This is a genomic window from Neorhizobium descurainiae, assembly GCF_051400715.1.
In the GTDB taxonomy this organism is placed as follows: Bacteria; Pseudomonadota; Alphaproteobacteria; order Rhizobiales; family Rhizobiaceae; genus Neorhizobium.
In genome coordinates, this window is sequence record NZ_JBLFFK010000007.1 from 19,104 (window position 1) to 29,591 (window position 10,488).

At 60.3% G+C, this 10,488-nt stretch carries 9 protein-coding genes; all 9 read left to right on the top strand.

Going from position 1 to position 10,488, the window contains the following annotated elements; translation table 11 throughout:
- Positions 1-4: 4 nt before the first annotated feature.
- Complete coding sequence (locus ACMGE0_RS14105) at positions 5-919, top strand: DUF6282 family protein (protein ID WP_436816497.1); 915 nt, start codon at positions 5-7, stop codon at positions 917-919.
- 288 nt (positions 920-1,207) lie between these two features.
- Positions 1,208-1,684, top strand: a complete 477-nt coding sequence (locus ACMGE0_RS14110; RefSeq protein WP_436816498.1) for a DUF3830 family protein — start codon at positions 1,208-1,210, stop codon at positions 1,682-1,684.
- A gap of 79 nt (positions 1,685-1,763) precedes the next feature.
- The gene (locus tag ACMGE0_RS14115) at positions 1,764-2,798 is read left to right on the top strand and encodes an ABC transporter substrate-binding protein (RefSeq protein ID WP_436816499.1); all 1,035 of its coding nucleotides are present in this window, start codon (positions 1,764-1,766) and stop codon (positions 2,796-2,798) included.
- Positions 2,799-2,971: 173 nt separating this feature from the next.
- The gene (locus ACMGE0_RS14120) at positions 2,972-3,805 is read left to right on the top strand and encodes an ABC transporter permease (protein WP_436816500.1); all 834 of its coding nucleotides are present in this window, start codon (positions 2,972-2,974) and stop codon (positions 3,803-3,805) included.
- Positions 3,798-4,601, top strand: a complete 804-nt coding sequence (locus tag ACMGE0_RS14125) for an ABC transporter permease (protein WP_436816501.1) — start codon at positions 3,798-3,800, stop codon at positions 4,599-4,601. Before ACMGE0_RS14120 ends, ACMGE0_RS14125 begins: the two co-directional genes overlap by 8 nt.
- Positions 4,602-4,606: 5 nt before the next feature.
- Positions 4,607-5,665, top strand: a complete 1,059-nt coding sequence (locus ACMGE0_RS14130; RefSeq protein ID WP_436816502.1) for an ABC transporter ATP-binding protein — start codon at positions 4,607-4,609, stop codon at positions 5,663-5,665.
- A 21-nt stretch (positions 5,666-5,686) separates the two neighbouring features.
- On the top strand, positions 5,687-7,120 hold the full coding sequence (locus ACMGE0_RS14135) for an aminobutyraldehyde dehydrogenase (RefSeq protein ID WP_436816503.1): 1,434 nt from the start codon (positions 5,687-5,689) through the stop codon (positions 7,118-7,120).
- 54 nt (positions 7,121-7,174) lie between these two features.
- A complete protein-coding gene (locus ACMGE0_RS14140; protein WP_436816727.1) occupies positions 7,175-8,080 on the top strand; it encodes a LysR family transcriptional regulator in 906 nt (301 codons plus the stop codon).
- 244 nt (positions 8,081-8,324) lie between these two features.
- Positions 8,325-10,220, top strand: a complete 1,896-nt coding sequence (locus ACMGE0_RS14145) for a diguanylate cyclase (protein WP_436816504.1) — start codon at positions 8,325-8,327, stop codon at positions 10,218-10,220.
- Positions 10,221-10,488: the final 268 nt, after the last annotated feature.

The following is a 10,488-nucleotide window of genomic DNA, read 5'->3' on the forward strand; positions in this document are numbered from 1 at the left end:
GCACATGACCGAAGCCTCCTCCGCCACCGTCGACCGAAAAGCCGAGATCGCCGACCTCCTGGTCGGCGCCGTCGATCTGCATTGCCATAGCGGGCCGGCGGTCTTTCCGCGTCTGCTGGATCATTACGAAGCGATGAAGGAGGCGTCCGAAGCGGGCTTCTCCGCACTTGTCTACAAGGATCATTTCTACCCTGGCATGGCGCATGCAAAGCTGCTTGAAACGCTCTATCCGGATACGGGGGTGCGTCTCTATTCCGGCGTCGCCCTTAACAATGCCAGCGGCGGCATCAATCCGCATGCGGTGGACCACGCCGTCAAGCTCGGCGGCAAGATCGTCTGGATGCCGACATTCGCGGCGGCAAACCACATCGACAAGAGCGCCAGCGAGACGAAGAACTATCCGAAGAGCGTCAATCCGATGCTGCCGCCCATTCCACTCAGCGTGCTGGACGAGAATGGCAAGCTGACGAAGGAAACCAACGAGGTTCTCGACGTCATCGCGGCAGGCGACATCATTCTTTCGAGCGGGCATCTCTCGGTGGACGAGTTGAAGGTGCTCTATCCGGAAGCGAAGCGGCGCGGCGTGAAGAAGATGATGATCAATCACCCCACCTATGTCATCGGTTGCTCAGACGATGATATCCGTGAGCTGAGCCGGCTTGGCGTCTATATGGAACATTCCATCTGCATGTTCATCCCCAATGAGCGCGGCCCGTCGAAATGGAATGCCGCGGAACTGCGCCGCCTCGTGGACCTAGCCGGCGTGGAGATGACCATATTCGGCTCCGACCTCGGCCTCGTGAAGATGCCGCGCCCGGTCGAGGGTTATCGCGCCATCATCAATGACCTGCTCGACCTTGAGATGCCCAAGTCCGACATCCGCAAATTGGTGTCTGCCAATGCGGCGGGCCTGCTGTGATGTCAGTCCCGGGAAAAGGCAGCGCTGGTTTCCTGTGGTTTTTAAGTCGCGGCAAAGCCAGCGATGTAAGAGGATTTTTTAGCCTCCAACGCTGACGTCTTCGTCGGAAGTTGCCGGTTCGACAATGCGCAGGAATGGTCGTCACTCTGCTCCAAATAGGGTCATGGATGAGGATTTCGCGGCTAGATTGATAAAACATATTTATCAAGGTGATCCAAATTCGGAATTGGACACATAACCGGCTTTGTCATGCAATTCAGGGGCAATCAAACGCATGGCAGGACGTTCATGAGCGACAGGAAGCTTTACCTCACTTTCACCGAAGCGAAGGTGAAGGGCATAATAACTCTTTATTGGGACGTGGCACCGGAGACTTGCAAGGCCATCTGGGGCGCGCTGGAAAAGCCGATCCGCATTCCGGCCTCGCATGCAATGTTCTCCGGTCCTGAAATCATGATGGGCCTGCCGGAGGAAAACCGCAATTTCGATCCGCGCGCCATCCCGCCCGAAAACCAGACCATCATCCCGGAAGTCGGTGAACTACTGTGGTTCTACCAGCCGAAGAACTTCTTCAAGATCGATCCGGATGAGTTTTGGGAGATCGGCATGTTCTACGGCGTCGGTGGACGGACGTTCGGTCCGACCGGCTGGATTCCCTGCACCTATTTCGGCCGTATGACCGAAGGTCTGGACAAGGTTGCCGAACAGTGCCGTCTTATCCGCAAGGAAGGCATCAAGACGGTCGAGATCGGCCGGCTGGCTTGAAAATTGGCATGAACGACGGCGGCCGCCCTTCGATCGCAAGGGCGGTCGCTCAATAATTCGACAGAAAAAGGGAACGATCATGACGAAGTTCGGGAAGTTCTTGACCACGGGCGCCTGCGCCCTGTTCGCCACCAGCGCGCTCGCGCAGGAAAAGACCATTACAATCAATTCCTTCGGCGGCGCCTATGAGCAGGCCCACCGCAAATGCGTGATCGACCCCTTCGAAAAGGCGAACGGCGCGAAGGTGAACATCGTGACTGCCTATTCGGCCGACGCCTTCGCGCAGCTCCGCGCCCAGAAGGCAGCGCCGCAATATGACGTCATCCACTTCTCGGGCGGCCAGGAAATCGTCGCCGCCAAGGAAGGGCTGGTCTCGGCGATCGATGCCTCCAAAGTGCCGAACCTCGCCGACCTTTACGATTTCGCCAAGGCCAACGTCGCCAAGGGCGAAGGCCCAGCCTATTCGATCGCCGCCATCGGACTCGTCTATGCTGTGAACAAGGTTCCGAAGGCTCCATCCAAGTGGGCGGATCTGGCCGATCCGGCCTATGCCGATCACCTTGTTCTGACCGACATTTCCAACGGTTACGGCATGCTGGGCTTCCTGATGCTCAATAAGGTCGCGGGCGGTGATCTCACCAACCTCAAGCCGGGCCTCGCCACGGTCAAGAAGATGCTCGATGCCGGCGCCATCGTCGTATCGAAGTCGCCTGAAATTCAGCAGGAATTTGCCCAGAACGATGCATGGGCAGCACCCTACGCGTCCGACTACGCCTTCACGCTGAAGAAGGCCGGCCTCGATGCTAAATTCGTGCAGGGCGCCGAGGGCACCCCGGCGAGCTTCATTACGGCGAGCCTCGTCGCCGGACGCCCGAATGCCGACCTGTCGCTGAAGTTCATCGACATGACGATCTCGAAGGAGGCTCAGGCCTGCTTCGCCAACGAACTGCGCTATACGCCGACCAATTCCAAGACGCAGCTTGCGCCGGATGTCGCCGCCGACGTCGTCTATGGTGAAAAGGGTGCGGCCGGCCTTGTCCGTTTCGATCCGACCGTCATCGAAACCAACCGCTCGGCTTGGGTGGAAGCCTGGAACAAGACGATCGGCCACTGATCGGCTGATAGGCTTGCCGGTCCGTGTGGAGCGGACCGGAACTACTCGCGCGGCTTTCGGATTTTTCGGGAGGCGCGAGATCGTAGCGGGATATCCAATCTCGTGTTTGTTTTGTCCAGCCGTTCCCCGAAACCTGTTTGCAGTGTCGGACGGCGGCCTTATGGTCGGTCCTCATGACGGATAGACATGAAAACCTGGCCTTGCTGGTGCCGGGCCTTGCCCTTTTGGCGCTCGCCTTTCTGGCGCCCATCGCGCAGATGCTGATGCTTGCCTTTGCGGATGCCGGCGATGGCGCTTTCGGGGGGCCGTTCCAGCATTTTTACCGTTTTCTTTCGGACGGCTATTACCTTGGAATCCTCTGGCGGACCGTCCGCCTTTCGCTGACGATTACGGTGATTTCCGCGATGATCGGGTTTCCGTTCGCCTATATTGTCTCGCGGGTCTCTCCGTCGCTTCGCCTCTGGCTTGTGGTGATGGTCATACTGCCGCTGATGACCAGCGTCGTGGTACGCACCTTCGGCTGGATGGTGCTGCTCGGCCGCAGCGGCCCCCTATCGGATATCTTGCGGACGCTCGGCCTCGTGCCGCGCAATTTCGCGCTGATGCATACCGAGACGGCGATCGTCATCGGCATGGTACAGGTCCTGCTCCCCTTCATGGTGCTCTCGCTGATCGGCGTCATTGGCGGCATCGACCGGCGCCTGGAAGAGGCCGCCCGCACCATGGGCTGCAGCTTCCTCGACACGATCCGCACCGTCATCCTGCCACTTTCGCTGCCTGGTCTGGTGTCCGGTTCGCTTTTGGTCTTCACGCTATCGGCAAGCTCTTTCGTGACGCCTGGCCTGCTGGGCGGGGCGCGCATCGAGGTCCTAGCGGGCTCGATCTACAAGTCGGTGAGTCAGACGCTGGACTGGCCGTTTGCCGCAGCACAGGCCGTCATCCTCTTCCTGGGCGTCGCGTTGCTGCTCGTGCCCTACATGGCGTTGTCGGAGAAGCGCAATGGTTAGGGCAGTTCCCCTTTGGCTCCGCGTCGCCGCCTATATGTTTGTCGCACTGACGGCCATGCTGCTGCTCGCGCCGCTCGTCGTGGTCGTCGGCGTCTCCTTTTCGGAAAGCCAGTTCATCGCCTTCCCGCCGACCGGCTTTTCGCTGATCTGGTACAAGACGGCGCTGACGTCGGACGCCTATCTCTCCGCCTTCTGGCTGAGCCTGAAACTGGCGCTGGCGGTGACGGTGAGTGCTACGGTCATCGGCGGCGCGGCGGCGATTGCCCTGTCGCGACGCAGCCTGCCGTTCTCCATGCAGATGGAGACACTGTTTCTCTCGCCGCTCGTCCTGCCGACAATCATCTACGCCATCGGCATGCTGATGCTATGGAGCAGTACCTTCGGCGCGGTCTCCTTCCTGGCGCTGTGGGTCAGTCACACCGTGATCTGCCTGCCCTATGTGGTGCGCACCACGCTTGCTGTGCTGTCCAAGAGCGACCCATTCCTGGAACAGGCGGCCCGCACCATGGGCGCCAACCGGCCACAGCGGCTCTTCCATGTGGTCCTGCCGCAGTGCCGGCCGGGCCTGATCGCCGGCGGCTTCTTTGCCTTCAACATTTCTTTCGATGAGGCGGTGCTGTCGCTCTTCCTGCGCAATCCGCAGACGACGACCCTGCCGGTGCAGATCTATGGTCAGCTCGAATTCAGCCCCGACCCCACCGTTGCCGCCGTGTCGAGCATCATGATCGCCATCACGATCATCCTGATTGCCGTGATCGACCGCATCCTCGGCCTTCAACGTTTCGCGAGTTCCTGATCCATATGTCCAACGTCCGCCTTTCCTCGATTCAAAAGACCTATGGCCCGGTCAAGGTGCTGCACGGCATCGATCTCGATGTCGCGTCCGGCGAATTCGTGAGCCTTCTCGGTGCCTCCGGCTGTGGCAAGACCACGCTTCTGCGCATTGTCGCCGGCCTGGAGAATGTCTCCGCCGGCCGCGTGGAGATCGATGGCCGTGACGTCACCGGGCTTGCGCCGGAGAAGCGCGACATCGCCATGATGTTCCAGTCCTATGCGCTGCTGCCGCATTTGAACGTCGTCGAGAATGTCCGCTTTCCCCTGCGCATGCGCAATATCGGCACGCGCGAGCAACAATACGAGCGCGCCCGCGCCGCCCTCGAAACCGTGCAGCTCGCCCATCTCGCGGACCGGCGGCCGCGCCAGCTCTCCGGTGGCCAGCAGCAGCGTGTGGCGCTTGCCCGCGCGGTCGTCTCCGATCCGAAGGTTCTTCTTCTCGACGAACCGCTTTCCAACCTCGACGCGCGGCTGCGCGAAGACATGCAGGTCGAACTGATCGAGATTCACCGTCGCCTCAAGCTGACCACGCTGTTCGTGACCCACGACCAGGAGGAGGCGCTGAGCCTTTCCGACCGCGTCGTGCTGATGAACGCCGGTCGGGTCGAGCAACAGGCCGCACCGCATGATCTCTATGCCAACCCCGCCACCGGCTTTGCTTCGTCCTTCATCGGCGCCGCCAATCTTGTGCCGGCGACGGTCTTGGAAGAGGGAGGCATCGTTTCCGCGCTTCTCGGCAATGGTCAGCGCCTGCCGCTCGATCTGAAGACCACGGCCCGCGGCCCAGTCACCCTGGCGATCCGTCAGGAAGACGCCGTTCTCTCACCTGTCGGAGAAAGCATTCCGCCGGGAAGCCTTGCCGGAGAAATCGTCACCCGCGTCTATCTCGGCTCGCGCTATCGCTACATCGTGCGGCTCGACGGCCATCGCCTCAGCATTCTTGGGCCCAAGGCGCCGGTGTTTGAGACCGGCGCGAAGATCGCCATCTCGGTCGAGCCCACGCATATCCGCACGCTAGCAGAATAAGCCTTTTCCAGGAGTTTCCCAGTGCCCGCTTTCGATACCCGCCTGCTCATCAACGGAACCTTCGTGGCCGGTGACGGCACCCCTGAAAAGACGTTCGACCCCGCCCGCGGAGCGCTGATCGCCGAGGTCAATTCCGCCAGTGTCCTGCAGATCGAGGCGGCCGTCGCCGCTGCCTCCAAGGCGTTCGAAAGCTTTCGCCGCACGACGCCGAAGGAACGCAGCCTGCTGCTGCTGTCGATCGCCGACCGTATCCTGGCCGAAGCCGACGCGCTTGCCCGGGTCGAGTCGCTCAATGCCGGCAAGCCATTCCGTTATGTAAAAGCTGGCGAACTCGCCAACGTAGCAGATGTATTCCGCTTTTTTGCCGGTGCCGCACGCAACATGCAAGGTGCCGTAGGCGTTAACTATCGGTCGGCCTCGATGACCAGCCTCGTGCGCCGCGATCCGGTCGGCGTCATCGCCTCCATCGCGCCCTGGAACTACCCACTGCTGATGGCGGCCTGGAAGCTCGCGCCGGCGCTTGCCGCGGGCAATACGGTCGTCATCAAGCCGTCCGAAAACACGCCGCTCTCGCTGATCGCACTCGGCGCCATACTCAACGATATCCTGCCGCCCGGCGTCGTCAACGTCGTCTGCGGCAATGGGCCGGATGTCGGCCAGGCACTGATCTCCCATCGCGATGTCCGTATGGTTTCGCTGACCGGCGATATCCGCACCGGTCGTGCGGTTCTGCAGGCGGCGGCCGGCGAGCGCATCAAGCGCACCCATCTGGAACTCGGCGGCAAGGCACCGGTGATCGTGCTGAAGGATGCCGATATCGACGACCTCGTCGGGACGCTACGCGAGGCAAGCTTCTACAACGCCGGCCAGGATTGCACGGCCGCCTGCCGTATCCTGGTGGATCGCAGCATCGCCGCAGATGTCGAAGATGCCATGAAGTCGATGGTCGAAAGCCTCGTCTATGGTGAGCCGGAGCGCGACGACGTGGAGTTTGGGCCGGTAATCAGCGCTCGCCAGCAGGAGCGCATTGCAGGTTTCGTTGATCGCGCCCGCGGCGAGGGTGCCGAGGTCCTGACCGGTGGTGAAAAGACCGGCTCCAAGGGGTTCTTCTATGCTCCGACGCTGGTGCGCGCGCCGTTCGCGGCGGAAATCGCCCAGAAGGAAGTCTTCGGGCCTGTGGTGACGGTGACCGCCTTCGACGATCCGGAGGAAGCGGTGCGGCTCGCCAACAGCTCGGAATACGGGCTTGCTTCTTCCGTGTGGTCCGCAGACCAGAAGGCGGCGGTTAGGGTGGCCGATGCGCTGGAATACGGCGTGACATGGGTCAACACGCATGGCGTCTTCGCAACCGAGATGCCGCATGGCGGCATGAAGAATTCCGGTTACGGTTCGGATCTTTCCATGCAGTCTCTGCTTGAATACACCCAGATCCGCCATATCATGCTGGCATCGTAACTCCTTTCGCGACGACATCTCGCCGGTTGCCCGTTCAGCATGCGCATCATCGACATGAAGACCTTCGTGGCGATTGTCCGGAACCGCCATTTTGGGCGGACCGCGCAGGAGATGAACATGACGCAGCCGGCGATCTCCAGTCGTATCGCAGCGCTCGAAAACGAGCTTGGATACCGGCTGATCAACCGTAACGAACGCGACTTCAGCCTGACGCCCGAAGGTGAAAGGGCGCTGCAGTCGTTCGAGAGCATCCTCGGCGAGCTGGACAAGCTCGATGCCGGCCTTTCCGGCCTCGACGCGCCGGTTCTCGTTCCACTCAGGATCGGCGCGATCGATTCTGTTTCATCCACCTGGATGCCGCATTTCATCGATGCGCTGCATCAGCGGTTTGCAGGGCTGAAGATCGAACTGACGGTAGATGGCACCGAGCCGTTGCTGCGTGGCCTGCGGAAAGGCCGTTTCGACATCGTCTTTGCCATCCAGCCGCTCATTGGCGAAGGCTTCCGGAGCTTCCGTTCCTGCACGCTGCAGATGGTCTGGGCCGGCTCGCCGAAGCTGATCGAGGCGGACCGGATCTATAGCGTCGCGTCGCTTGCCGACATGCCGATCATCTCGTTCCCGAAGGATTCGCCCCCCTACCAGATGATCGCGCCCTACTTTCACGACGAGCAGGTGCTGGCCTCGAAGCTGACCAGCTGCAATTCGCTCTATGCGATTATCAATCTGCTGGTGGATGGCTTCGGGATCGGCGCCATCCCGACCGTCACGATCATGCGCGAATTGAAAGGCGGGCTTCTGTGTCCCGTGAAGGTGTCGAAACGGTTTCCGCCGATGCCGATAATCGCGACCTATCAGTCGTCGACGCATCAGGATCTTGTCCGCATCGCCGTCGAACAGGCAAATCAAAGTGCGGCACTTTTCTGCGAGCAGGTCGAGCCCGGGATGGCCTGGATTGGCTGATCGGCGAGGCTGGTCAGTTCCAAACCACGTCGCTTGGTGACCAACGGCCTGGCGGATGGGACATGCCTTGCGATTGCTGGTGGCGCGCGAAAACATGCTCAGCGGTATGGTGGAAGTCACTTTTCCTTGCCTGTCGCCTGTGTCTTTTCATGGATGATTTCCAAGGTCGGGGGACCTTTGTTGTTCAGGACACAGGAATATATAAACGTGAATTGGGAAGACACCTTTGTCTGCGGAGGCGACAATGCGAGCTGCGATATCCCGATCTGCTGTGACAACGGCCGTTGTGATGTTCGGCTTTTGTGCCTTCATTGCTCTGTTGAGCTGGGCCGAGTACTCACATTGGAGGGCGCAAGTCGCTCGCGTCGAGACGAGTCTGGAGCAGACGGCGGAAGCGATCACCCAGCATGCAGACGACACGATCGAGATGTCGTGGCTTTCTCTTGCCAGCCTGATTTCCGAGATCCGCGATGAACAGAACCATCCCGAGGCGCCGCAGAAGATCAAGGCGGTCATCGCGCTCCAGATGAAGGCGTCTCCGACGCTCGACACGCTGTCCTATATCGATGCCGCGGGTCAGATGATCGCAACATCGGCCGATGGTCCGGCGGCAACGATGAATTATGCCGACCGCGACTATTTTCAATTTCATAAGTCCAGTCCTTTCCGGTTGCCTGTTCTTGGCAAACCGATCAAGAGCCGGCTCTCTCAGGAGTGGGTACTCCCGATCTCCCAGCGGGTGATACTGCCTGATGGCACGTTCGGAGGCGTCGTCGTCTCCACCATCCGCGTCAACCACTTCGTCAACTTCTTCCGGAACTTCGATGTTGGAAGCGGAGGATCATTTCTGCTGGCTCGGGGGGATGGCATTATTCTTGCGCGCGGGCCGATGCAGGAGACTCTGCTCGGAAGCAATATCGCGTCCCATGATCTCTTCACGCACTATCTCAAATCGATGACTGTCGGAGCCTATCGCTATCGGTCACCGGTCGACGAGACGATCCGGATTGGAGGCTTCTATCAGAGCGACCGCACCGGGATCGTCGTTCTTGCCGCGGCTTCCGAGCAGGAGGTTTTCCTGACATGGGCAAAGACCGCAGAGGTCCGCTGGTTCTACGCAGCCGTTTTGATGGCTGTCACGATTCTCGCGGCTCTTATTTGGCGCCATCAACTGAAGCTGCGCCGGGAGAGTGAAACTCAGCTGGCAGCGCGCGAGGCGGAATTCCGCTTGCTGGCGGAATCTTCGAGTGACGTCATCTCCCGCTTCGACGTGAGGGGCATCAGGGAATATGTGTCCCCATCCTCAAAGCAGATTCTGGGGATTGAACCCGCAAGGCTTGTCGGACGAAGTGTGTTTGCCGGGATGACGAAAGACACCGAGGAAACCGTTCGCGAGGCCGCCGAACGGTTGAGGAACGGCTCGACCCAGGAAAAGTTCACGACCAAGCATACCAAGCCGGATGGCGAGGAGGTCTGGCTCGAGACGGCATTGAGCAAATTGCCGGCCCATGAAAAGGCGGCTGAAGCGCGGGTTGTTGCGATTACGCGAGACGTGACCCAGCACAAGAAGAGGCAGGACCAACTGGATGCACTGGCCAATACGGATGAACTGACAAAGCTTGCCAACCGGCGCTTATTCAACACTCGTTTCGAGGAAATGATGCTGCGCACTCGCCGGAACGGAACGCCATTCTCTCTCCTGTTGATAGACGCTGACCATTTCAAGCTTTTCAATGATACCTATGGTCATGCGGCTGGAGACGAATGCCTCAGGCAGATCGCAACCGTTATCCGCAATTGCGTCGGCCGACCGGCCGATGTCGCCGCCCGCTATGGAGGAGAAGAGTTCGCGGTTCTCCTCGCTGACACGGATATTCAGGGCGCTTGGTCCGTCGCGGAGAGGGTTCGCTTGCAAGTCCGCGCGCTGGCGCTGTCCCACGAGCGCAATCCGCCCAGCCATAAGGTTACCGTCAGCATTGGAGCTGCTACCTTGCCGCCGGAGGCGCCCGCGGACATCACCACGCATGCGCTTTTCAGCGTAGCCGATGCAGCGCTTTACCGAGCCAAGAATTCCGGTCGCAATCAGGTGATCTGCGCAGAGCAATCATATCTGATGCCGGACTCGGGAACAGGGCCTTGAGAGATGCTTGTGACGCTATTGTTTGCGCGGAATTGCCGGAGGGTCGTGCGAGGAGGCCGGGGGAGGTTGCCTGGGGATGGCGGAAATGGAATTTCAACCCTGACAGGCCATTTCTTACCGGAATCGGCGGCGATCATCTCCAAGGCCATCTCACGTCAGGTCCCTGACGGTGAGCCAGATGACAGACCTCCTGACCGACAAGAAGACTGCGGCCTGATCGTATTCGATCTTGCCCCGGTTTCGCTCCCGATCGGACGGATTCGCATTG